22 protein-coding genes are annotated in these 23,082 nt (G+C 63.7%); 16 read left to right on the top strand and 6 right to left on the bottom strand.

Going from position 1 to position 23,082, the window contains the following annotated elements; genetic code table 11:
• Positions 1-6 precede the first annotated feature (6 nt).
• The 5 genes from ACFT1A_RS14925 to ACFT1A_RS14905 all read left to right on the top strand — a co-directional run bounded on the left by ACFT1A_RS14925 (position 7) and on the right by ACFT1A_RS14905 (position 5,722).
• Positions 7-384, top strand: a complete 378-nt coding sequence (locus ACFT1A_RS14925; protein ID WP_378447636.1) for a hypothetical protein — start codon at positions 7-9, stop codon at positions 382-384.
• 41 nt (positions 385-425) lie between these two features.
• Positions 426-1,613: a sensor histidine kinase gene (locus ACFT1A_RS14920; RefSeq protein ID WP_347872076.1), complete on the top strand. Its 1,188-nt coding sequence runs from the start codon at positions 426-428 to the stop codon at positions 1,611-1,613.
• Positions 1,614-1,649: 36 nt separating this feature from the next.
• The gene (locus ACFT1A_RS14915; protein WP_378447635.1) at positions 1,650-2,342 is read left to right on the top strand and encodes a response regulator; all 693 of its coding nucleotides are present in this window, start codon (positions 1,650-1,652) and stop codon (positions 2,340-2,342) included.
• 135 nt (positions 2,343-2,477) lie between these two features.
• Complete coding sequence (locus ACFT1A_RS14910; protein WP_230812548.1) at positions 2,478-3,275, top strand: ABC transporter ATP-binding protein; 798 nt, start codon at positions 2,478-2,480, stop codon at positions 3,273-3,275.
• The gene (locus ACFT1A_RS14905; protein WP_378447634.1) at positions 3,272-5,722 is read left to right on the top strand and encodes an ABC transporter permease; all 2,451 of its coding nucleotides are present in this window, start codon (positions 3,272-3,274) and stop codon (positions 5,720-5,722) included. The genes ACFT1A_RS14910 and ACFT1A_RS14905 overlap by 4 nt, the downstream gene beginning before the upstream one ends.
• Before the next feature lie 3 nt (positions 5,723-5,725).
• Here the strand turns inward: ACFT1A_RS14905 and ACFT1A_RS14900 are convergent, their stop codons facing one another.
• On the bottom strand, positions 5,726-6,439 hold the full coding sequence (locus tag ACFT1A_RS14900; RefSeq protein WP_378447633.1) for a TIGR03089 family protein: 714 nt from the start codon (positions 6,437-6,439) through the stop codon (positions 5,726-5,728).
• A 21-nt stretch (positions 6,440-6,460) separates the two neighbouring features.
• Entirely contained in the window at positions 6,461-7,945 is a 1,485-nt protein-coding gene (locus tag ACFT1A_RS14895; RefSeq protein WP_378447829.1) for an LCP family protein, read from the bottom strand.
• Between the two features lie 114 nt (positions 7,946-8,059).
• Here ACFT1A_RS14895 and rfbD point away from each other — a divergent pair, with 114 nt between their 5' ends.
• Genes rfbD through ACFT1A_RS14875 form a run of 4 tightly spaced genes read left to right on the top strand, consistent with a single transcriptional unit; the run spans position 8,060 to position 11,739 of the window.
• A complete protein-coding gene (gene rfbD / locus ACFT1A_RS14890) occupies positions 8,060-8,899 on the top strand; it encodes a dTDP-4-dehydrorhamnose reductase (RefSeq protein ID WP_378447632.1) in 840 nt (279 codons plus the stop codon).
• A gap of 43 nt (positions 8,900-8,942) precedes the next feature.
• The gene (locus ACFT1A_RS14885) at positions 8,943-9,857 is read left to right on the top strand and encodes a glycosyltransferase family 2 protein (RefSeq protein WP_378447631.1); all 915 of its coding nucleotides are present in this window, start codon (positions 8,943-8,945) and stop codon (positions 9,855-9,857) included.
• A complete protein-coding gene (locus tag ACFT1A_RS14880) occupies positions 9,854-10,936 on the top strand; it encodes a sugar phosphate nucleotidyltransferase (protein WP_019747766.1) in 1,083 nt (360 codons plus the stop codon). Before ACFT1A_RS14885 ends, ACFT1A_RS14880 begins: the two co-directional genes overlap by 4 nt.
• A 32-nt stretch (positions 10,937-10,968) precedes the next feature.
• The gene (locus ACFT1A_RS14875; protein ID WP_378447630.1) at positions 10,969-11,739 is read left to right on the top strand and encodes an SGNH/GDSL hydrolase family protein; all 771 of its coding nucleotides are present in this window, start codon (positions 10,969-10,971) and stop codon (positions 11,737-11,739) included.
• Here ACFT1A_RS14875 and ACFT1A_RS14870 read toward each other — a convergent pair.
• The 3 genes from ACFT1A_RS14870 to cofD are packed head-to-tail and all read right to left on the bottom strand — an operon-like array spanning position 11,730 to position 14,669.
• Positions 11,730-12,290, bottom strand: a complete 561-nt coding sequence (locus ACFT1A_RS14870; protein WP_378447629.1) for an NUDIX hydrolase — start codon at positions 12,288-12,290, stop codon at positions 11,730-11,732. The genes ACFT1A_RS14875 and ACFT1A_RS14870 overlap by 10 nt on opposite strands.
• Positions 12,291-12,294: 4 nt before the next feature.
• Complete coding sequence (locus ACFT1A_RS14865) at positions 12,295-13,680, bottom strand: coenzyme F420-0:L-glutamate ligase (RefSeq protein ID WP_378447628.1); 1,386 nt, start codon at positions 13,678-13,680, stop codon at positions 12,295-12,297.
• Positions 13,677-14,669, bottom strand: coding sequence for a 2-phospho-L-lactate transferase (gene cofD / locus ACFT1A_RS14860; RefSeq protein ID WP_378447627.1), 993 nt, complete (start codon positions 14,667-14,669; stop codon positions 13,677-13,679). Before cofD ends, ACFT1A_RS14865 begins: the two co-directional genes overlap by 4 nt.
• 395 nt (positions 14,670-15,064) lie before the next feature.
• On the opposite strand from cofD, the gene ACFT1A_RS14855 reads away from it, so the two are divergent.
• The gene (locus ACFT1A_RS14855) at positions 15,065-15,328 is read left to right on the top strand and encodes a WhiB family transcriptional regulator (protein ID WP_166502928.1); all 264 of its coding nucleotides are present in this window, start codon (positions 15,065-15,067) and stop codon (positions 15,326-15,328) included.
• A 196-nt stretch (positions 15,329-15,524) separates the two neighbouring features.
• Here ACFT1A_RS14855 and ACFT1A_RS14850 read toward each other — a convergent pair whose 3' ends face one another.
• The gene (locus tag ACFT1A_RS14850) at positions 15,525-16,013 is read right to left on the bottom strand and encodes a metallopeptidase family protein (RefSeq protein ID WP_378447626.1); all 489 of its coding nucleotides are present in this window, start codon (positions 16,011-16,013) and stop codon (positions 15,525-15,527) included.
• Between the two features lie 80 nt (positions 16,014-16,093).
• Here ACFT1A_RS14850 and ACFT1A_RS14845 point away from each other — a divergent pair, with 80 nt between their 5' ends.
• The 6 genes from ACFT1A_RS14845 to ACFT1A_RS14820 all read left to right on the top strand — a co-directional run bounded on the left by ACFT1A_RS14845 (position 16,094) and on the right by ACFT1A_RS14820 (position 23,019).
• Positions 16,094-16,480 carry a DUF3499 domain-containing protein gene (locus ACFT1A_RS14845; RefSeq protein ID WP_378447625.1) on the top strand — a complete coding sequence of 129 codons (387 nt, stop codon included), beginning with the start codon at positions 16,094-16,096 and terminating at the stop codon, positions 16,478-16,480.
• Positions 16,481-16,606: 126 nt separating this feature from the next.
• On the top strand, positions 16,607-17,980 hold the full coding sequence (locus ACFT1A_RS14840; RefSeq protein ID WP_378447624.1) for a phosphomannomutase/phosphoglucomutase: 1,374 nt from the start codon (positions 16,607-16,609) through the stop codon (positions 17,978-17,980).
• A 163-nt stretch (positions 17,981-18,143) separates the two neighbouring features.
• The gene (locus ACFT1A_RS14835) at positions 18,144-19,238 is read left to right on the top strand and encodes a tobH protein (protein ID WP_378447623.1); all 1,095 of its coding nucleotides are present in this window, start codon (positions 18,144-18,146) and stop codon (positions 19,236-19,238) included.
• The gene (gene manA, locus ACFT1A_RS14830) at positions 19,239-20,471 is read left to right on the top strand and encodes a mannose-6-phosphate isomerase, class I (RefSeq protein ID WP_378447622.1); all 1,233 of its coding nucleotides are present in this window, start codon (positions 19,239-19,241) and stop codon (positions 20,469-20,471) included.
• An 8-nt stretch (positions 20,472-20,479) separates the two neighbouring features.
• A complete protein-coding gene (locus ACFT1A_RS14825) occupies positions 20,480-21,436 on the top strand; it encodes a cation diffusion facilitator family transporter (RefSeq protein WP_378447621.1) in 957 nt (318 codons plus the stop codon).
• 86 nt (positions 21,437-21,522) lie between these two features.
• Entirely contained in the window at positions 21,523-23,019 is a 1,497-nt protein-coding gene (locus ACFT1A_RS14820; protein WP_378447620.1) for an amino acid permease, read from the top strand.
• Positions 23,020-23,082: the final 63 nt, after the last annotated feature.

Genomic DNA, 23,082 nt, shown 5'->3' with positions numbered 1-23,082 from the left:
CTTCTCGTGTGTGCACGACGCGGGCTGCCGCTGATCCGAGCGAGTCGGGGCAGCGCGCAGTCCGCGTTCGTCACCCGCGTCGCCCTGCTGTACGCCGGGATTCTCGGCGCGGACATCAGCTTCGACGACGAGTCCGGAATCTTTGTCGCCTCCGGACTGCGCCGCGGGTTCGCCAGAGGCGGAACAACTCTCGGTGGTGTATATCTCACCCAGCGGAACACGACTCGATCCGTCCTTCGGCACGAGGCCGTTCACGCAGACCAATGGGCCAGGTACGGAATCGCATTCGGGTTGTTGTACCTCCGTGAGGAACTGCGTCACAGGGGGCCGCGGAACCGATTCGAAATCGAGGCCGGAATCGAAGACGGCGGTTACCGCACCTGAGTTGAAGTTGCCGAAGCTGAGTAAAAGCTACTGTTGGCGGCATGGCTCGTTTTCCGACTAGTGAGCGCTTCGTCCGTTGGAGCGCGGATCATGCTCGCGGTGTGGACATCTGCATTGCGACGGTTGCCGCACTGTTCAGCGTTGTCGTTGCGGTCGAGGCGAGTCCGCTTGCGGTGTTCATCTCGCTGGGCATGACCGTTCCGCTGGCATGGCGACGCTCACGGCCGGAACTCTCCGGCATGGTCATCGCGGCGTTCGCGGTTCTGCACGTGATCGTCATCGGCAATACGCTGCTCGCGTCCGCCGTCGTAGTTCCCATCTCTCTGTACGCACTTGCTGCTTACGGCGCACGGTGGAGTTCTCTCACAGGCCTGGTGCTTGCGTTGCTCGGCTCGATTGCCGGGACCGTTCGATACTTCGGCTACGACGGAATCCCCGTGTCCTCGCAGGTCATGCAGTCCGTTGCCGTCATGATCTTCATGCTCGCGGTCTGGGCGTTCGGTGATCTGCGCCGAGTGCGCACCAAGCAACTGGAAGGTCTGACCGAGCGTGCTCGGCTTCTCGAACTCGAGCGTGCGCAGGAAGCGGAGATCGCGACGATCAGCGAACGGTCGAGGATTGCGCGCGAGATGCACGACATCGTCGCCCACTCGTTGACGGTCGTCATCGCCCAAGCCGACGGCGGACGCTACAGTGCGGCCAAAGATCCTCAGGCTGCAATTCAGGCACTCGAAACCATCGCCTCCACCGGGCGCCAGGCGTTGACCGACATGCGATCGCTTCTGTCAGTCCTGCGTGAGGACACACCACGCGATTTCTCGGTGATCCCGGGTGCCGGCGACATCGACAGTCTCTTCCACGAGTTGCGCAGCAGCGGACTCGATATCACCGTCAGTGTCAGCGGGGAACCGCGTGAACTCTCCGCCGGCGCGGGGTTGACGGCGTACCGCATCGTTCAGGAATCGCTGACGAACGTTCTCAAGCACGCCGGGCCGGGAGCTCAGGCGAGCGTCGAGATGACGTGGAGTGACACCGAACTCGTTCTCGGCATCACAGACGACGGACGAGGTGGCAGCGCCGCGTTGGTCGAATCGTCACCAGGCGGACAGGGACTGATCGGGATGGCCGAGCGCGCCAAACTGCACGGAGGCAAGGTCACCGCCGGACCGAAATCAGGCGGCGGATACAGCGTCCGGGCCGTCCTGCCGTACGAACGAACGTCTGGGTAATCTTGAAACGTCTGCGTAGGTCTTAAGGTGGGTGGCATGGACGAACACGTGGCTCCGATCGCAGTGGCACTGGTCGACGATCAACAGCTGGTCCGCGCAGGTTTCCGAATGGTCATCGACTCGCAGCCGGATCTGTCGGTGGTGGTCGAGGCTTCGGACGGTCAGCAGGCGTTGACCGAGTTGGCCGCCCGTCATGTCGACGTTGTCCTGATGGATGTCCAGATGCCCAAGATGGACGGCATCGAGGCGACACGTCGGCTGCTGACCGACCCGAATGCGCCGAAGGTCGTGGTGCTCACCACCTTCGACAACGACGAGTACGTGATGTCGGCCATCAGGGCGGGCGCCAGCGGATTCCTGCTCAAGGACGTCCCACCGGAGCAGTTGCTCGACGCCATCCGCACTGTGCACCGCGGGGACGCTGTGATCGAAGCCCGGGCCACTCGGCGACTGCTACAGCACGTCGGACCGCTCCTGGAAGGCTCGGCGCCCGAAGCGCAGTTGCCCGAAGAGTTGACACCGCGCGAGGTCGAGGTGCTCGAGGCCATGGCGTACGGGCTGTCCAATTCGGAGATCGCCGCGAAATTTCACGTCTCCGAGACGACAGTGAAAACCCATGTCGGACGGGTTCTTTCGAAGACCCATTCACGCGATCGTGTGCAGGCAGTCGTCTTCGCTTTCCAGGTCGGACTTGTCCGGCGCGCGGATCTCCTCGGTACCGAGGGCTGACGAGCAGCTCTGTTCAGTCCTACCCCGGGATGACACCGGGCTTTCCAAGATCGCCCCGCGCTCCGACGCGGAGACCACTTGCGCTGCAATAACGTCGATTCCGTCATAGCGAGAAGCTTTACGGAGGGCAAAAGAATGCATGCGCACACCACGACGGAACCAGCCGAAGTGCCGGCGATCACTGCCCGCGGTGTCACCAAGGTGTACGGCACCGGTGAGACCACGGTGCACGCGCTCGGCGGAGTCGACGTGGACTTCGGGCGCGAGCGGTTCACCGCGATCATGGGCCCGTCCGGGTCCGGAAAGTCGACGCTCATGCACTGCCTTGCCGGACTCGACACGGTCTCGGGTGGGCAGGTTTTCCTGGGTGACACCGAGGTCACGAAACTCGGCGACACCGAACTCACCGAACTGCGGCGTGAGCGAATCGGGTTCGTCTTCCAGGCGTTCAACCTGCTACCGGTGCTCACTGCTCGGGAGAACATGCTGCTGCCGATGAAGTTGGCGGGCAGTGAACCCTCGCCCGAGTGGATGGACGAGGTGATCGGCAAGCTGGGCCTGTCGCAGCGTCTCGATCACCTGCCGCACGAGTTGTCGGGCGGTCAGCAGCAACGCGTAGCCGTCGCCCGCGCACTACTGCCGCAGCCCGACGTGATCTTTGCCGACGAGCCCACCGGCAACCTGGATTCCCGTTCCGGGACAGAGGTTCTGGGGCTCTTGCGGACCAGTGTCCGGGAGACCGGTCAGACCGTCGTCATGGTGACGCACGATCCGGTGGCGGCGTCGTACGCGGACCGCGTCGTGTTGATCGCAGACGGGCGCATTGCCGGCGAGATCGACGCTCCTACGGTCGACTCGGTGATCGGTGCCATGCGAGCCCTCGGTGCCGACGACCTGGCTGATGTTCCCGCAGCTTCGGGCGCACTGCGATGAAGGGTCTGGCTTTTGCCCAGGCACGGGCGCATGCCGGGCGCTACGTGGCGTCGATACTTGCCGTGGTGATCGCGGTCGGATACATCGTCGCGACTTTGACATTGAGCTCGACGGTGGACGCGAGTGTGAGTAAATCACTTGCGTCGCAATACGAAACCACGGACGTTGTCGCCTCCGGACCAGGCGTGACGGAAGCCCTGCTGAGCGCAGTGCCGGGTGTCTCGGCGGTGGCCGAGGACGTGTCGACGTACGTTCGTGTCGATTCCGAGGCGAAGGGTGCGTCCTACGGGGATGCGCTCTCGATCGCCGACAATCCCGAATTGCGTTGGGAGAAGGTGTCGGAGGGATCGATTCCTGCCGGTCTCGGTCAGGTGTTGGTGAGCGCGGACTCCGGGATACCGATCGGTGCCCGAATCACAGTCACGGCACGGGATTCGACGGTCGGTGCCGCTGCACCCACCGCGCAGGTTGTCGGACTGGTCGATCTCTCCGGTTCGGCCCAGCGCCTGGGCGGGATGAAAGTGTTCACCACTGCCGAGCAAGTGAGCGCGTGGGCCGGAGACAGTGCCGAACGTGAATTCCGCGTAGCCGGTGACGGTTCGCGCTCGCAGCAACAGCTGGTGGATTCGGTTGAGAGCGCGTTGCCTGCGGACTCCACCGTGCTGACCGGAGAAGAAGCCACCGACAATGCGGCAGCGGAGTACATGGGCGGCACCAAGATCCTCAGCACGGTGCTGCTCGCCTTCGGCGCTATCGCCGTAGTTGTTGCCGCGCTGGTGATCGCCAATACGTTTGCCGTGCTCCTCGCGGCGCGAACTCAGGAACTCGCGTTACTCCGATGCGTCGGCGCCACGGCCAAGCAGGTTCGCCGGAGCATTCGCAGCGAAGCCGCGGCGGTCGGTGTGATCGCCTCGGTGATCGGCGTCGGGCTGGGTATCGGACTCGCCTGGGCGATCGGTCGCGTGGCCACGGCCGCGGATGTGCCGGTTCCACTTTCGTCACTCAGCGTCACCCCGGTGACCGTGCTGGTCGGCCTTGCAGTCGGCATCGTGATGACGATGCTCGCTGCATCTGCGCCCGGTCGCGCGGCAACGAGGCTGTCCCCGTTGGCAGCACTGCAGCCGATGGAGTCCAAGCCCGAGAGCGTTCAGGTATCGGTGGTGCGCCGCGTTCTCGGCATAGTGATCCTGCTCGCGGGCATCGCGATGACCGTCCTGGGAGTGACGAATCAGCAGGTTCTGGCGGCGACCGCCGGTGGACTGTTCTCGTTCCTCGGGATTGCAGCCCTGTCCGGTCGAATCGTGCCTGCCCTGATCAATGCGGCCGGCGGAGTGTTGGCGAGGGTGATCGGTCCCGTTGGCAGCCTGGCAGCGGGCAACGCCGGCCGGAATCCACGCCGGACCTCGGCAACAGCCACGGCACTGCTGATCGGCGTCGCCTTGACGAGCACGCTCGTCGTAGGAATCGCGACTGTCAAGGAAGCTGCACCCGCGGCGATGGACAGCCAATTCCCCGTCGACGTGATGGTGAGCAGTTCCGGTTCGGCGCCCCTTCCGGCCGGTTTGGGGACCGACATCGCCGCAGTCAACGGGGTCGGCGCAGTGAGCGGTCTGGAAAAAGCCGAGCTGACGATCGACGGGCGCGGCTCGTTGGCCGGATTCGGTGTCGACGCTGCCCAGGTGAAAGATGTTCTGCGTACCGAGATCTCGGTACCTGCTGCCGGTCAACTGGTGCTCTCTCCGGACGATCTGAGCGGATACAACCTCTCGGCGGGCGATACGGCAACGGTGCGCGGGGATCGCGGCGCCGTGAACGTCAGCGTGATCGAAGGGGTGAAAGGTCAACCAGCACTGCTGGATCGAGGAGATCTCGGTGCAGCGGCCTCCGCGCCGACCACCGATTCGTACTGGGTCAGGTTGGGCACGGACACTGACGAACAGGCTTTGGCCACCACCGACCGCATCACCGAACTCGCACGCCAGGAAGCTCCGGGCAGCGGTGTTCAGGGAATGACCGAAATGCGTTCGGCCCTCGATTCGATCCTCGACACCATGCTCATGGTGGTTGCCGGGCTGCTGTCGGTAGCGGTGTTGATCGCCTTGATCGGCGTCGGAAACACCATGGCGCTGTCCGTTCTCGAACGGCGCCGCGAATCCGGACTGCTTCGTGCACTCGGACTGACCAGGAAGGGAATTCGAGCCATGTTGATCTGGGAAGCACTGCTGGTGGCAGGAGTTGCATCGGTGATCGGAGTGCTGTTCGGGATGGTGTTCGGTGTAGCCGGTACCGCTTCGGTGTTCGGGATCGAGGACGTCGCCCTCAGCGCAGTCCCGTGGGTGCAGTTGGTGGCCATCGTGTTGATCGGCGGAATCTGCGGGGTGATCGCGTCACTGCTCCCCGCTCGGCGGGCGGGATTGGCCTCGCCGGTGACAGCTCTCGCGAGCTGACGCTCAGAACTGCTTCGTGACCTTTTCGGTGCCCACTCGGCGCGCGGTAGCTTCCGCGTCCGGGTGGGCCACCTGCACGAGTGAGGCGCCTGCAGCGAGAACTGCCAGAAGTCCGTCGATCAACTCGTCGGCCGTCTCCCACGTGCGGCTCGAGAGGACACGATCTGTCGATGCCAGTGCGGAGTTCTTCGCCGATTCCCGTGCCGCGTCGATCGTGTCCGCGACAGACCGGCCTTCCAGTGCCGAACCGGCTCCGGCGCTACGGAATTGGTCGCCGTGTACTCGAATGGAGGTCGCGTAGTCGGCAACACCGAGCGGAAGATCGCTCAGGCCCTTGCCGAACGCGTCGAGTGAGAGCGCGGCGACTTCGGGTACGTCCGCAACGTCTTCCAGGCGGTCGGCAGTGACAAAAGCGAGTTCGGCGTCAGCGTCGGGGGAGAGGACCACCTCGCCGCCTGCCCACCACACACCCAACAGCACAGCGACGCTCTGCCAGTGGGCGGGAAGCAGTACGGCAACCTTGCCGCCGGGCTCGAGAGCGAACTCGTCCCGAACCATGTTCGCTGTCTTTGCCGCCCAGTTGGCCAGCGTGCTCGCAGACAATTCGATGCGCTCGCCGGTGGCGTCGTCGTAGTAGGTCACGCGAGGCCCGGCCGGGTCGGCAGTCAAGATCGGTCCGAGGAGGGCGTCGGTCAGGTTGTCTACAGGCGAAGGCACCTGATCAGCTTACGCAGCGGGTCAGTTAACGCAGCGCGGGCCGTTGGAGGCTGCGTCGATCGGCGGACCAGGAGGGGCGGGGGTGGGGCTGGTCTCGGTCGTGCTCGCCGATTCAGTGGTGGTTGTCGCCCCGTCGGACGGGGAAACCGCGTCCGCGGACTGCGGTCCGCTGTAGTCCTCGGCGATGACAACACGAACCTTGCCGGAGGACAGCGACGAATCGGCCTTGACCGTCAGGCCGCCGAGTGCCTCGGCGACTGCGAGTGCAGCGTCGTCGTCCGCGGACTTTGCGAACACCGTGGATTCGGTGACGTCCGCTCCGGTGTTGTTACCGACCTGACCCTGCTTGTATCCGAGGGCGCTCAAGGCCTCGGAGACCCCACTGGCCAATCCTGCGATGTCACTGGCGTTTGCGACGTCGACCGTGATCGAGGACGCATTCACGGTGGTCGGTGCCTCGGAGGTCTCGTCCGAGTCCTCGCTGTCGGCGCCGACCAATCCGGCGATGTACTTCTTGACGGCCTTGGGATCGACCTTGACGATGGACTCGCCGTAGTCCGTCATGCCGTTGATGTCGAGGACGGGAATCGTCTCGAACTGCACCTTGCCGCCGGCCAGATTCTGCAACTGCTTGGCGAATTCGATGATGTCCCAGTCGTCGTCGATCACGACGGAGCGCTGAACGGCCGAGGTCAACTGACTGAGCTTGCCGGGGTCACTGAGTGTTTTTGCGCTGAGTACCTTGCTGACGAGGGACGCCATGAACACCTGCTGGCGCACGATCCGGTCGAGGTCGCCGCGGGGGAGGTCGTGTCGTTGACGGACGAAGCTCAGCGCGTCGGCGCCGTCGAGGGTCTGTTTCCCGGCTGCGAAATTGGCGCCGGACATCGGTTCGTCGACCGGCGCGTTGAGGCAGACGTCGACTCCGCCCACTGCGTTGGTCAGCAGGACGAATCCGAGTAGACCGACTTCGGCGTAGTGATCGACGGTGATTCCGGTCAGATTCGCCACGGCTCCGATGAGCGCGGTCCGGCCGGCTTCCGTCGACTTCTTGTCGGCGTCGCTGTCGGACGACCCGTTGTTGACCAACTTCAGTCGCTCGGTTTCCTTGGTGGCACCGAACGCGGCGTTGATCTTCGACATACCGATACCGGGGACGTTGACGTACGCATCGCGGGGAATCGAGATCGCGGTAGCGGAACTTCCGTCGTTGGGAACGCGGATCAAGATGATGGTGTCGGTGTTGGACGCAACTTCCTCACCAGCGCGCAACGAGTCGAGCTCGCTTTGTGAGAGCGGGTTGCCGTGAGCGTCGGTGCGACTGTCGGTTCCCACCATCAGGATGTCGATGGCTCCGTCCTTGCCGCCACCGAGGCCGAGGCCGCTGGCAGTGGCAAGGCTGCTCCTCAACGAGTCCACACCCCGCCATGCGAACCCGGTGACCAGCAGTACGAGCACGGAGAGTACCGCGACCGCTATGCGAGCCGGGCTCGTCTTGGTCCGAATCGGCGCAGGTCGTGGACGCGCGCGGCGCTGCGGTTGCTGGTGGGACACTCCTTCAGGTTACTGGTCCGATGCTCGGCCGCGGGTACCTCGACGCGGCGTGCCAGACTGAACCGTGTGACGAATATCCTGCTCACCGGCGCCCGAGGGCAGCTCGGGACCCGTGTCGAAACCCTCGCTACCTCGGCGGGTCTTCCCGTCACGGCCGTCGGATCCGACGAGCTGGACATCACCGACATCCATGCCGTCGACGAATTCGTCTCGCCCGGCTCGGTGCTGATCAACTGCGCCGCGTACACGGCCGTCGACGCCGGCGAGACCGACCAGGAGGCGGCGAAGGCCGTCAACGAGATCGGACCGCGGAATCTCGCGCAAGCCTGTGCGCGGGTGGGTTCGCGCTTGATCCACGTCTCGACCGACTACGTGTTTCCCGGCGACGCGAGCACACCGTACGACGTCGACGCAGCGACCGGTCCGGCGACGGTATACGGACGAACGAAACTGGCCGGCGAGGTAGCTGTCCGGAAGTCCGGGGCAGACGTGGCGGTTGTCCGTACCGCGTGGGTGTATTCCGGTGTCGGCTCGGATTTTGTCGCCACGATGCGAAGGCTCGAAGCCGAACGTGAATTCGTGAACGTCGTGGACGATCAGGTCGGGTCACCTACTTACAGCCTCGACCTGGCGGGCGGGATCGTCGAACTCGCGCTGCGGGACTTCACGGGTTCGTCGACATTCCACGTGACCAATGGTGGGCAGGCAAGTTGGTACGAGTTGGCACGCGCTGTGTTCGAGGAGATCGGCGCAGACCCGGCTCGGGTGCGGCCGTGCAGCAGCGCGGACTTCGTGCGCCCTGCTCCCCGCCCGGCGTATTCGGTCTTGTCCGAGCGCGCGTGGGTTACCGCGGGAATGACGCCGCTGCGTCCGTGGCGAGAGGCTCTGCACGCCGCTCTGGCGTGAGCATTGTTCGGGGCAGTGCCCGCGGACGGCTAGGCTGACCGGCGTGAGTCCCAAGCTGGCCGTGGTAACGGTGACCTACTCGCCAGGCGAGCATCTCGAGAATTTCTTGAGCACGCTCGCCGTGGCGACGACAGAAAAACCCCAGGTCATCATGGCCGACAACGGGTCGACCGATGGCGCCCCCGAGGCCGCTGATGCCAAGTACGAGCATGTTCGTCTGCTTCGAACCGGTGGAAACATCGGCTACGGCGGAGCGATAAATCGGGCTGTGGCGGAGATCGATTCGTCTATCGAATTTGTCGTGATTTCCAATCCAGACGTCCAATGGGCACCCGGTTCACTCGACGAATTGGTCGCCGCGGCAAATCGGTGGCCAAGGGCCGGTGCACTGGGGCCGAAGGTCCTCGAACCGGACGGCAGCGTCTATCCGTCGGCGCGAACCGTGCCCGACATCACCTCGGGCGTCGGGCACGCATTGCTCGGCACGGTGTGGCCGAAAAACCCGTGGACTGCTCGGTACCGTCAAGAGAACGAGGCCGTCACCGAGCGCGCAGTGGGCTGGCTTTCCGGCTCGTGCCTGCTGGTACGGCGCGACGCCTTCGATGCCATCTCCGGTTTCGACTCGCGATACTTCATGTACATGGAGGACGTCGATTTCGGTGACCGCCTCGGAAAAGCCGGGTGGCTCAACGTCTTCGTACCCTCTGCCACTGTCACCCACGCCAAAGGCCATGCGGCAGGCCGTCATCCGGAACTGATGTTGCCGGCCCATCATCGCAGCGCTTACCAGTTCCAGGCCGATCGCCATCCGCACTGGTGGCAGGCTCCGCTGCGACTTGCCTTGCGCGGTGGCTTGGCCGTGCGGTCCAAGATCGCCGTAGCTTCTGCTGTCCGCGAGCGCGCTCGCACCGACAACTCGACCGACAACCCATCAGTTTCGAACCACGGGGGAAAATGATGTCCGATCCGAATCCGACCGACGCCGTAATCCTGGTAGGTGGCAAGGGCACTCGGCTGCGTCCGTTGACGTTGTCTGCGCCCAAGCCGATGCTTCCGACCGCCGGCCTGCCGTTCCTGACACACCTGCTCGCCCGTATCGAGGCGGCCGGTATCAAGCACGTGGTGCTCGGAACGTCTTTCAAGGCAGAGGTATTCGAGGACTACTTCGGCGACGGCTCCAAGATGGGCCTCGAGATCGACTACGTCTTCGAGACCGAACCGCTGGGCACCGGCGGCGGAATTCGCAACGTGCTCCCGAAGTTGCGCGGCGACAACGTCATGGTGTTCAACGGTGACGTGCTCGGTGGCACAGACCTGAACGCCATTCTCGAGACCCACGAGAAGACGGACGCCGACGTCACCCTGCATCTGGTTCGCGTGGGCGACCCACGTGCATTCGGTTGTGTTCCGACCGACGAGGACGGACGAGTCTCGGCATTTCTGGAGAAGACCCAGGATCCGCCGACGGATCAGATCAACGCCGGCTGCTACGTCTTCAAGCGCGAGATCATCGAGCAGATCCCCGAGGGACGACCGGTGTCGGTCGAGCGCGAGGTGTTCCCGAATCTGCTTGCCGAGGGCAAGCGGGTGTTCGGCCACGTCGACTCGTCGTACTGGCGTGACATGGGAACCCCCGAGGACTTCGTCCGCGGTTCCGCCGACCTGGTGCGAGGTATCGCGCCCTCACCCGCTCTCGAAGGTCCGCGCGGCGAGTCGTTGGTGCACCCCGGAGCCGGAATCGCACCCGGCGCCGTCCTGATCGGCGGCACGGTTGTCGGTCGAGGCGCAGAAGTCGGCGCAGGTGCGCGCCTCGACGGTGCGATTCTCTTCGACGGCGCCGTAGTGGAAGCCGGTGCGGTGGTCGAGCGATCGATCCTCGGATTCGGCGTCCGTATCGGACCCCGAGCGCTGGTCCGCGACGCCGTCATCGGTGACGGAGCGGACATCGGTGCGCGGTGCGAATTGTTGCGCGGCGCGCGCGTGTGGCCGGGCGTGACGCTGCCGGACGGTGGCGTGCGCTTCAGCACAGATGTGTGATCGTTAGCTGACCTACTGGAATACTGGCGGGTATGACTTCTCTTCCGAGCCGTTACGTTGCCCTCGGTGACTCGTTCACCGAGGGCGTCGGCGACGCCGACGAACGATTCCCCAACGGTCTGCGCGGGTGGGCAGACCGAGTGGCCGAACAGTTGGCGGTGAACAATCCCGAGTTCCGCTACGCCAACCTGGCGATTCGTGGTCGCCTACTCGGACCGATCATCGACGAGCAGGCGGAACCCGCTCTGGCGTTGAAGCCCGATCTGGTGACCATCTACGCCGGCGGAAACGACATGATGCGTCCCAAGCTCGACATCGACGCGGTTGTCGCCCGCTACGATTCGGCAATCGGCCAGCTCACGGCTTCCGGCGCGCGGGTTCTCATCTTCACCGCGTACGACACCGGATGGTCCGCCTTCTTCGGCAAGCTTCGCGGACGCCTGGCGATCTACAACGAGCTTGTTCGCGAGGTGGCGGACCGCCACGGCGCGACCCTCGTCGACTTCTGGCGATTCTCCGAATATCAGGACCTGCGGATGTGGGACTGGGATCGATTGCACATGTCGCCTGCCGGGCACGAGAACATGGCGACGCGGGTGCTCGACGTACTGGGCGTCGAACACGGATTGATCCCACCCGATCTGGGCCCGGCGCCGGTTCTCACCAAAGCCGAAACTCGTCGCGAGGATCGTCAATGGGCGCGAGAATTCTTGGTGCCGTGGGTAGCTCGGCGAGTGAAGGGAACGTCTTCGGGCGACGGCGTCAGCGCCAAGCAGCCCGAGCTTTCTCCGATTCAGTTCTGATTCTTGCGCTGATGTGCGAGCGCGACCAGGTGATCGATTGTCTCGCGTTCGGCAGTCGGCGGCAGCGCGTCCACCGGCCACCATCGGAGGTCGGTGGACTCCGCGCTCCGGACGATATGCGAATTGTCCGGTGCCACAACAAGAAACCGTAGATCGAGATGACGAGTCGGAACCCCGAGCGAGCACGTGATCGGATGTGTGTGGGCGGAGAGCAGGTCCGGGTCTATCCGAACGTCGTGGATACCCGACTCTTCGCGAGCTTCACGCAAGGCCGCATCGACCACCGTCTCGTCGTCGGGCTCACAATGACCGCCGAGCTGAATCCACCTGCCCACCTTGGGATGCAGGGTCAACAGGACGTGGCAACCACTCTCGTCGAGAACCAGAGACGACGCGGTGATGTGTCCCGGTGCATGGCGACGAAGGCATCCGTCCGGAGCCGAATCGAGGAACGCGAGCATCGTGTGCCGCAGTGACTCGTCCGCTTCGGAGGATGTCGCCCAGTCCTCCAGAACGCCCTTGGCCGAGGCGTGCAGCGATTCGGCTGACATGGACTTACAACTCCACCAACGCGTCCCCGGGGGCGGAGACGGTGCGCGGAGTCAGGGGCTCGAGTGGGTGCCCGATTGCGACCGCGCCGAGTGGCTGCCAGTCCGCCGGGAGATCGAGCTGTTCACGTACGAGGTCGGCGGCGAATATGGTCGAGCCGATCCAGCAGCTTCCCACGCCGCGTGTGGCCAGCGAGACCAGCAGGCCCTGCACTGCCGCGCCGGCGGCAACCGTGAACATCGTGGACTCCGCTGCGGTACGTCGGGCATCCGGGTAACTGTGTGCGCCGTCGGGCACGCAGAAGGGAATGACGACCTCGGGGGCATCGAACAGGATGTTTCCGCGTGCAACTCGGGCCTCGACGGATTCGTCACTGCGACCGTCGGCGCGAAGATCGGCGGCCCACTGCTCCCGCATCTTCTCGAGGAGAGCCGAGCGGACGGACTCGGTACGCAGCCACACGAATCGAACCGGTCTCGTGTGGTGTGGTGCGGGAGCGGTCAGTGCCTCGGCGATCGAGCTGCGAATGATCTCCGCGTCGACGGGGTCAGCTGCGAACTGCCGAACCGACCGGCGCAGCAGCAGGGCCTGGCCGCGGCCCATCACCGTGGCCTCCTCGGTGCCCAGCCAGAACAGATCGTCCGGGCCGCGGCGGATCAGATCCTGGCCGCTCGAACCGTCGTCCTCGAACCGAAGCCCGCGAACAACGGCGACGGGAACGCCGCCCAGCTTGCCCTTGACCAGATCGCCGGCGGCGGCGATCTCGTCCGCGATCGCGATCTCGGTGACGATCAGATCGTTGCCCTGACTGTCCTGTGCTCCGAGGTAGCCGTGCAGGACCGGAATGCCGGACGAACCGATTGCGGCGTCGGTCTGCCCGTTGCGCCACGCACGACCCATCGTGTCGGTGACGACGACGGCGACGGACTTGCCCGTGCTCTCGAGGATCCGGGCGCGCAGACCCGCAGCGCTTGCATCAGGATCCACGGGGAGCAGAGCCAGCTCGGCACCGTCGACGTTGGAGCCGTCGATGCCCGATGCGGCCTGCACGATCCCGAGTTTGTTCTCGGTGATCAAAGTGCGGCCCTTGCGCGCCACGACGCGGACGGCTTCCTGATCCACCAGGAGGCGCCGCGCTGCGTCGCGCTCTTCCGGATCGGTCGGCGAGGAAACGATGCGACCCTCGACTTTGGAGAACACCTTGCTCGTGACGACAACGACGTCGCCGTTCTCGATCCACGGCGTTGCGTCGACGACAGCGGCGGCCAAGTCGTCTCCGGGCCGGAACTCGGGAAGGCCGAGCACGGGAATGATTTCGATTGCGGCGCCGGGGGAGTGATCGCCGGGGGAGTGATTTCTGTCGCGGCTTGCTTCGGTTCGGGGTTCGGTCACAGTTCGACTCCGGCGATCTCGAAAGCCGTTCGAACCATTTTTGCGGTCTCTTCGGGGGAGGTCATCAAAAGTGGGATGCTTCGCACGTCCACCCCGTCGATGTCGGCCGTGTCACCTTCGTCGACGAGCCAGCCGTCGAGAATGCCGTTGATCGAACGAGCTCCGTAGTGGCGACCGATCGCCTCGGAAGTCGTGTCGACTCCGATTACGTCGAGGCACTCGTCAGCCATGCCGCGCAACGGTTTTCCGCCGATGACGGGGGAGAGTCCGACAACCTTCGCTGCAGTGGTTCGCAGGGCTCCGCGAATTCCGGGCACCGCGAGGATCGCGCCGACGCTCACGACGGGATTGGACGGTGCGATCAGCACGATGTCGGCACCGTCGATCGCCTCGACCACCCCTGGCGCGGGCTTGGCCTGCTCGGCGCCGACGTGAGCGAAGCTGTGAGTTTCCACCTGTGCTCGATGGCGTACCCACCACTCCTGGAAATGAATCGCCTTCTGCTCACCGTCTTCCGGATCGGTGATCACAACGTGTGTTTCGCTGCGGTCGTCGCTCACGGGAAGCAGTGCGACACCTGGATTCCAGCGATTGCACAACGCTTCGGTGATCGCGGACAACGGATATCCCGTGCGGAGCATCTGGCTGCGAATCAAATGTGTTGCGATATCGCGATCTCCGAGGCCGAACCAATCCGGCTTCGCTCCGTATGCCGCGAGTTCTTCTTTCGCATTCCAGGTTTCGCCGGCGTGCCCCCACCCGCGTTCGGTGTCGATACCGCCGCCGAGTGTGTACATACAAGTGTCCAGATCGGGGCAGATACGCAGACCGTGCATCCAGACGTCGTCCCCGACGTTGACGACGGCCGTGATGCGATGTGGGCCTTCGTATTTCTCGAGGGACTCACCACCGACGATTCCGAGCGCATTTTGCACACCTTGAAGGAAACGGGCCCCGCCGACGCCGCCAACCAATACAGTCACGTTCACGACAACAGAGCCTAGGCGGTCGGCGCGTCGTCGTGTCTGGCGGGCAGAAGGTCCCGTCAATTGGGGGCCGGAATACTAATGGATTCATCTCGTTTAGCTTGACCGCGACACGCTGGACGTGTGTAATCTCAAATGTGTCATTCCAACCGCTACTTGTGAGTTCACTTGCAGCGGGGCCGGTTTCGAACACAGTTTCGAACGGTCGGCGGGGTGGGGTTGAAGATGGAGTGAAAATTCTGCGCTATTACAGGTGAGGAGGCGGAACGATGCCCAATGAAAATGTCGAGATCAGTTCTCTCGCAATGACAGTAAGCGACGAACCGCAGACCGATTCCCGAGCAGGCGCAGCAGAAGGTGCCTGCAGCAGTGAGTTCGACGGTGTGAGTACTCGGCCAGTGCTGAGTCTCGTCACCGGCTTCGAAGAATTGTTCGACACCATCGAGGATCAGTGGCAGGAGCGTGCTCTCTGCGCGCAGACCGATCCCGAAGCGTTCTTTCCTGAAAAGGGCGGATCGACGAGGGAAGCAAAACGGATCTGCCTCGGTTGTGAAGTTCGTGACGAGTGCCTCGAGTACGCGCTCGCGAACGACGAACGGTTCGGAATCTGGGGAGGGTTGTCCGAGCGCGAGCGTCGGCGGCTCAAGCGGGGGATCATCTGATCTGCTGCTGAATCGGTTCTGTCAGCGTCGGGGCTGACGGGCGGTCTTCGAAAGTCTGACCTGCAACGGGGAATTGCAGGTCAAGCAACGACTGTTTTGTTCTTCGTGTGGATTTACATCTTCGTGTGACATCAGTTTTTTTCGTCTGACAGTGCGTCAGTCCTCGTCGGGCAGTATCAGTCCTTGTCGGGCAGTATCAGTCCTCGTCGGGCAGTGTGGGGTCGATGACCTGTGGGTCGACGCCCAGATACGTGCCGACTTGATGGACCAACACGTCGTGCACCAGATCCGTGAGTTCTTCCGGATCCTTCGCACGCTGCTCCAGTGGGCGGCGAAACAGCACAATTCTTGCGCGAGTGGTATTTCCGTGACGGTCGATTCCGGCCGGAATCAGTCGTGACAGTGGAACCGGGCCGTCTGCGATGACCTCCGGTGGCCACGTCACGGAGTCCGGATCGTGCGCGTGAATCTTCGGGACTTCGTCGACTGCGATGTCGAGTTTCGTCAACCGGTCGTGCCAAGCGAGGTCGACTGGCGAGAAGGCGTCGAGCACCAGGAGATCGAACTTCTCGGCCCGGGTACGCCGTGCGGGCACCTCCGGGGGAAGTAGCGGTCCGCGCAGGCCACGGCCGTGTCGCTCGATGGAACGAGTGGTGACCGAGCGTCGGCGGCGAGCGTGTGGCATGCCGTGAAGATTACGACAGAAGAAACTGCTCGGTGTGTCCGAGTAGGTTCCGGACGTGGGGAGGGCTAGGCTCCGTACCTGTGAGATCTCTGCGTCGCTGCTGCCGCCCCGGGTGCAAGAACCCCGCCGTCGCGACGCTTACGTATGTCTACTCGGACTCCACTGCGGTTGTCGGGCCGCTGGCAACCGTCGCCGAGCCCCATTCGTGGGATTTGTGTGACACGCACGGTTCGCGAATCACTGCCCCGAAGGGCTGGGAACTCGTCCGCCACGAAGGCGGATTCGCGTCGAGCACTCCCGACGAAGACGATCTGACCGCTTTGGCCGAAGCTGTACGTGAAGCCGGTCTCGGAGATCGCAGCAAGTCCAACGTCGACGCAGATGAGGACATACGTCCCACAGCTCCGAGTACTGCCCGTACAGGGCGTCGTGGACACCTCCGCGTTCTGCCCGACCCGTCCAACTGACGCGAGATTCGTCGCCGCAGACGCTAGGCTCGACCGAGTACTTCCACACCCGAGTACTGCGAATCTCCGGACGCTACGCGCCCGGACGTTCCCGTCTGTGAGGGTGCATGCACAAGGAGATTTTCAGTGGGGCGAACAGCCGAGTCGGTTGCTGCAATCATCAAGGCGTACGACGTGCGCGGCGTGGTCGGTGAGCAGATCGACGAAGATTTTGTCCGCGACGTCGGTGCATCGTTCGCCCGTCTGGTCCGCGACGAGGCCGGCGCCGCCACGACGGTTGTGATCGGCTACGACATGCGTGCATCGTCGCCCACACTGTCTTCGGCTTTCGGTGACGGCGTGCTCGCTCAAGGGCTCGACGTCGTCTACATCGGATTGGCGTCGACGGACGAGCTCTACTTTGCATCCGGTTTGCTGAACTGCCCGGGCGCGATGTTCACAGCGAGCCACAATCCGGCCAAGTACAACGGCATCAAGATGTGCCGGGCCGGCGCCAAGCCGGTCGGTCAGGACACCGGTCTCGCAATCATCTCCGCCGAGGTCGTTTCGGGTGTGCCCGCGTACGACGGGCCGGCGGGCACCGCCAGCACCAAGGACGTCCTCGAGGACTACGCGAGCTACCTGCGCGGATTGGTCGACCTGGCTGCGTTGCGTCCGCTGAAGGTCGCAGTCGACGCAGGCAACGGCATGGGTGGACACACCTCTCCGGCCGTATTCGGGCCGATGCCTCTCGAGGTTCTCCCGCTGTACTTCGAGCTCGACGGCACATTCCCCAACCACGAAGCCAATCCGCTCGATCCGGCCAACCTCGTCGACCTGCAGGCCTACGTGCGTGAAACCGGTGCAGACATCGGTTTGGCGTTCGACGGTGACGCAGACCGTTGCTTCGTGGTCGACGAGAAGGGTGACCCGGTCTCGCCGTCCGCGGTGACGGCACTCGTCGCCAAGCGTGAACTCGCGAAGGAACCGGGCGCGTCGATCATCCACAACTTGATCACGTCACGGGCAGTGCCCGAACTGGTCGAAGAACTCGGCGGCGTCGCAATTCGTACCCGAGTCGGCCACTCGTTCATCAAGCAGGAGATGGCCGAGACCGGTGCCGTCTTCGGCGGCGAGCACTCCGCTCACTACTATTTCCGCGACTTCTGGGGCGCCGACTCCGGCATGCTCGCGGCGTTGCACGTACTCGCTGCGCTGGGCGAGCAGGACCGCCCGCTGTCGGAGTTGATGGCGGAGTACACGCGCTACGCGGCCTCGGGCGAGATCAACTCCACGGTGGCGGACGCAGCCGATCGCACGGCCGCCGTACTGGCAGCATTCGCGGACCGCACCGAGTCGGTGGATCGCCTCGACGGAGTCACGGTCAGCCTCGAGGGAAATGCCTGGTTCAACCTGCGCGCGTCCAACACCGAACCATTGCTGCGACTCAACGTCGAAGCACCCACGTCCGCCGATGTCGACGCATTGGTGAACGAAATTCTGGCGATCGTCCGGGCTTGAATCCGAGTCTGATCGGTTTGTCGGTGAGCCGAAGCCCTGGGATAGTTGGGGGACTGTTTCGGGAACGACGGCGTCGGGAACGAAGGCTTTGCCACCACGAACCGCGTAGAGCTGGAATGCTGGATGGTGCGGGAACTGCTAACGGAGAAGGGGGTGCGGTGAGATGACAGCGCCGATGCCGCTTCTCGACCTCGACGACAGCGAGGGTTTGTCGGCTGCCGATTCGGAGGGGCTACTGCGGTCTGTAGCGATGGGGGGCGCACAGATTCGAGCCACCGCGTCGGCCGTCGGCGAGGGTGTGATCTCTCGGCTGGCCGGTCTGCGTCCGCGCAGCGTCGTGCTGATCGCCGGCGCCGGTGGCGCTCGACACGGAGCCAGGATCGCGCTCGCCCTCGTCGGAGATTCGATCGGGTGTCCGCTCATCGTGCTCGACCGGACGCCGTCGTGGGCCGGACCGTTGGACGTGATCGTCGTCGCCGGTGACGATGCCGGTGATCCACGCCTGGTCGAATCGGTCGACAGTGCCGTTCGCCGTGGCGCCGAAGTTGTTGTCGCCGTTCCGGACGAGGGGCCCATGCGAGCTGTGGCGGCCGGGCGCACCATGCCGTTGCCGCCGCGGCTCTACGCCTCGCCGAGGCACACGATGACGCGGTTCCTCGCCGTTTTCCTCGCGGTTGCCGCCGAAATCGAGGGCAAGGGATCGATCGAGGACCGTTCGGCGGTGCTCGGTCGAATCGCCGACGCGGTTGACACGGAAGCGTTGCGGGACGGGCCGGCCAACGAGGTATTCCACAACCCGGCCAAGTCGTTGGCCACCAGAATGAGCGGTCGACGCGTCGTTCTGTGTGGAAGTGGTTCCGTGACAACAGCACTCGCAGAGTTTTCGAGTGTTTCGCTGATGAGCTCGGGCCTGAACGCCGCTGCCGCCGAGATGTCGGAGGTGATCCGTTCGGCACGAGCGTTGTTCGCGCCCGACGCAGCTTCGCGTGATTCGGTTTTCCACGACCCGTTCTTTCACGATCCGCAACTGGACGGCGCACTGCCGACCGCGCCGGCGCGGGCGTTCGTTTTCGCGACCGAATCCACGCGCGGGGAGGCGAAACGGCGGATGGACGCACTGGCCGACGCGGATCTGGTCGTGGCGGCAGACGAAGACCAGACCAACGTGGTGATATCGGAGATGGAGCAGGTGTTCGTGTTGGCGTCTCGAGTAGACATGGCTGCGGCGTACGTGCAGTTGACGGGTGGTGCGAAGTAAGTGCGTGAACTCGAAGGTGCACTTCGTTCCTATGCCTGGGGTTCGCGAACGGCAATTGCCGAACTGCGCGGCCTCGCGACCCCGTCGAATCATCCCGAAGCGGAGTTGTGGTTGGGCGCGCATCCGGGTGACCCGGCGCGCGTGATCACCGAATCCGGAAGCGAGTCGTTGCTCGAGGTCCTGCACCGCGAACCCGAGCGTGAACTCGGGCGTGAGAACCTCGAGGCTTTCGGTGAGCGACTCCCGTTCCTGCTCAAGTTGCTTGCGGCGGAAGAACCGCTGTCGCTTCAGGCTCATCCCAGTGCGGTTCAAGCCGACGAGGGCTTTCGTCGTGAGAACGCTCTCGGCGTTCCCATGGAATCGCCGATTCGCAACTACAAGGACGGCAGTCACAAGCCCGAACTCGTTGTCGCGCTGAGCAGATTCGAAGCTCTTGCCGGATTCCGTGAGCCGACGCGCACCGTCAAACTGCTGCGCGCTCTGGCCGTCGACGAGTTGGAGCCGTACATCGGTCTGCTCGAAGGCCAACCCGATTCCGACGGGCTCCGGGCGTTGTTCACGACGTGGATCACGCTACCGTCCACGGTGCTCGGGACATTGCTCCCTGCCGTACTTGCCGGGTGCATCACCTACGTCGCGCATCACGACGCCGAATTCGTGACCGAGATCCGCACCGCGTTGGAATTGAGCGAGGCATACCCCGGCGACGCAGGCGTACTGGCTGCCCTGCTGCTCAACCGCGTCACACTCGAGCCCGGACAGGGACTGTTCCTCGCTGCCGGCAATCTCCATGCGTATCTCCATGGACTCGCGGTGGAGATCATGGCCAACTCCGACAACGTGCTACGCGGCGGACTGACGCCCAAACACGTCGACGTGCCCGAACTGCTGAGGGTTCTGGACTTCGTCGGGGCGGACATCGAAGTGCTCGATCCAGCTCCGGCACCAGGTTCGGGTCAGGCAGGATCAGGACGGTACGAGTACGTCACGCCGGCGCCCGAATTTCGTCTGACGCGTCTGGAGTTCGACTCGAATTCCACCGACCTCGTGGTCGATTCTTCCGGCCCGCGGATTCTGATCTGCACCGACGGCGCGGTCACTGCGACGTGCGGCGCCGACACTCTCGATCTCGATCGGGGCCGAGCGGCGTGGATCGCGGCCGACGAGCCCGCGATACACCTGAGCGCACGGACTCCGACTGCGCAGGTATTCAGTGCAGTAGTCGGGAACTAGGAGAGCGTGTGTCGGCTCACGGTGGCAAGAAGGCAATTCTGGCGGCTCTCGCAGCCAACGCCGGAATTGCCGTAGCGAAGTTCGCCGGATTCTTGATCACCGGATCGTCGTCGATGCTCGCCGAATCGGTGCACTCGGTGGCCGACACGTCCAATCAAGGGTTGCTGCTCCTGGGACAGAAGAAGGCAGAACGTGAGGCAGATCAACTGCACCCGTTCGGCTACGGGCGCAACCGGTACTTCTATTCGTTTGTCGTGGCACTGGTGCTCTTCACCCTCGGCTCGCTGTTCGCGATCTACGAAGGTATTCACAAGATTCAGCATCCGGAAGAACTCAATTCGGCCTTCGTGGCAATTGCGATTCTTGTCATCGCGATTTGTCTGGAGGGCTACAGCTTCCGGACCGCAGCGAAGGAATCACGACCGCTCAAGGGAAACGCGTCGTGGTGGAACTTCATCCGAACCTCTCGTAGCCCGGAACTTCCGGTTGTGCTGCTCGAGGACACCGGCGCATTGATCGGTCTGGTCCTTGCACTCGGCGGCGTCGGCCTCACGATGGTGACTGGAAATCCGGTCTTCGACGGCATCGGAACTCTGTGCATCGGTGTCCTGCTCGGCATCATCGCGATCATTCTGATCATCGAAATGCAGTCGCTGCTGATCGGTGAGGGCGCAACGGCGGTGGAGACCGAACTGATCCTGAACGCCCTGGTCGACGGAACTCGTATCGAACGCGTCATTCATTGCAAGACGCAGTACCTCGGTCCCGAGGAGATTCTTGTTGCTGCCAAGGTTGCGGTGCCGATCGGATCGACGATCTCGGATGTGGCGACGGCGATCGACGAGGCCGAGTCTCGCGTGCGCGCTGCCGTACCTGCGGCGCGGGTGATCTACCTCGAGCCGGACCTGGATCGTCTCAGGACAGATCGACCTGGGACAGATCTACAGGCTCCCGACAAACCCTGAACAAAGCCGCGCCCGCGGGCTTAGGCTGATGCCATCTCTCTACTTGCCCATAGTGGGACCTGCTGGTCCCCAGCAAGGAGGCGGCAATGGCTGTCAAGGACGAGCAGGCCGGATCTGGACGGTCGAAGCTGTTTCGAACGAAATCGATCGAGCAGTCCATCAAGGACACGGATGAACCGGAAACCAAACTCCGGAAAGAACTGAACTCGTGGGATCTCACCGTGTTCGGTGTCGCGGTGGTCATCGGCGCGGGCATCTTCACACTCACGGCTCGGACGGCGGGAAATGTCGCCGGGCCGTCGGTCTCCCTGGCGTTTGTCATTGCCGCCATCGCCTGCGGACTTGCAGCGCTGTGCTACGCCGAGTTCGCATCGACGGTGCCGGTCGCCGGGAGCGCCTACACATTCTCGTACGCGACGTTCGGCGAATTCGTCGCCTGGATCATCGGCTGGGATCTCATCCTCGAATTCGCCTTGGCGTCTTCGGTGGTCGCAAAAGGCTGGTCGCTGTACCTCGGCGAAGTGATGGGCTCGCGGAGTCCGATCGTCGAGTTGGGGCCGATCTCCTTCGACTGGGGAGCGGTGCTGGTGATCGTGGTCATCACGGTGCTGCTCGCGACCGGAACCAAACTCTCGTCGAGGGTTTCGCTGGTGATCACGGCGATCAAGGTCGCGGTGGTGTTGCTGGTGATCATCGTCGGTCTCTTCTACATCGACACCGACAACTACTCGCCGTACATTCCTCCGTCTGAACCGGGATCGACGGGGGAGGGCATCCACCAGTCCTTGTTCTCGTACGTGACGGGGGCCGGTGGCAGCACGTTCGGGTGGTACGGATTGCTCGCGGCAGCCAGTCTGGTGTTCTTCGCGTTCATCGGCTTCGACGTCGTCGCCACGACGGCGGAGGAGGCGAAGGAACCGCAGAAGGCGTTGCCACGCGGCATCCTGGGCTCTCTCCTGATCGTCACGGTTCTGTACGTGGCGGTGACACTCGTGCTGACGGGGATGGTGAAATACACCGAACTCGAGGGCGATACTTCCAACCTGGCAACGGCATTCGCCTTCCATGACATCACGTGGGCGAAAAACGTCATCTCGTTCGGTGCGTTGGCCGGCCTGACGACAGTGGTGATGGTGCTGATGCTCGGTCAGACCAGGGTGCTCTTCGCGATGGCACGCGACGGTCTGATGCCGCGACGCCTGGCGCCGACCGGCAAGCACGGAACACCGGTGCGGATCACCGTGTTGGTCGGTGTTGTGGTCGCGGTGCTCGCCGGAGTGTTTCCGATCGGCACTCTCGAGGAAATGGTCAACATCGGCACGCTGTTCGCGTTTGTTCTCGTGTCGTTGGGGGTTCTCGTGCTTCGTCGGACGCGGCCGGACCTACCCCGCGGTTTCAGGGTGCCGCTGGTCCCGCTGGTCCCGATCCTGGCCGTACTCGCGTGTCTGTGGTTGATGTTCAACCTGTCGGTGGAGACCTGGATGAGGTTCGTGGTCTGGATGGCCCTCGGTGTGGTCATCTACTTCGCCTACAGCAGACAGCATTCGTTGATCGGAAAGCGTGAACGCGGCGAAATAGAGTAATTGTACAAAGTTTGCCATTTGTCTATCACATGTACAAATCAAGTAGTACTGTCTATCTCATAG

It is taken from the genome of Rhodococcus sp. NPDC057135, assembly GCF_042670865.1.
GTDB lineage: Bacteria > Actinomycetota > Actinomycetes > Mycobacteriales > Mycobacteriaceae > Rhodococcus_F.
The sequence above is the reverse complement of the archived record's forward strand: the minus strand, read 5'-3'. Positions and strand labels throughout refer to the sequence as shown.

What these genes read in the sequence shown, in the direction of transcription:
- ACFT1A_RS14875 (WP_378447630.1), top strand. Translation starts at nt 10,969, where the DNA reads ATGACTTCTCTTCCGAGCCGTTACGTTGCCCTCGGTGACTCGTTCACC.
- ACFT1A_RS14870 (WP_378447629.1), bottom strand. Translation starts at nt 12,290, where the DNA reads ATGTCAGCCGAATCGCTGCACGCCTCGGCCAAGGGCGTTCTGGAGGAC.
- ACFT1A_RS14905 (WP_378447634.1), top strand. Translation starts at nt 3,272, where the DNA reads ATGAAGGGTCTGGCTTTTGCCCAGGCACGGGCGCATGCCGGGCGCTAC.
- ACFT1A_RS14880 (WP_019747766.1), top strand. Translation starts at nt 9,854, where the DNA reads ATGATGTCCGATCCGAATCCGACCGACGCCGTAATCCTGGTAGGTGGC.
- ACFT1A_RS14920 (WP_347872076.1), top strand. Translation starts at nt 426, where the DNA reads ATGGCTCGTTTTCCGACTAGTGAGCGCTTCGTCCGTTGGAGCGCGGAT.
- ACFT1A_RS14910 (WP_230812548.1), top strand. Translation starts at nt 2,478, where the DNA reads ATGCATGCGCACACCACGACGGAACCAGCCGAAGTGCCGGCGATCACT.
- ACFT1A_RS14915 (WP_378447635.1), top strand. Translation starts at nt 1,650, where the DNA reads ATGGACGAACACGTGGCTCCGATCGCAGTGGCACTGGTCGACGATCAA.
- ACFT1A_RS14850 (WP_378447626.1), bottom strand. Translation starts at nt 16,013, where the DNA reads ATGCCACACGCTCGCCGCCGACGCTCGGTCACCACTCGTTCCATCGAG.
- ACFT1A_RS14820 (WP_378447620.1), top strand. Translation starts at nt 21,523, where the DNA reads ATGGCTGTCAAGGACGAGCAGGCCGGATCTGGACGGTCGAAGCTGTTT.
- ACFT1A_RS14835 (WP_378447623.1), top strand. Translation starts at nt 18,144, where the DNA reads ATGACAGCGCCGATGCCGCTTCTCGACCTCGACGACAGCGAGGGTTTG.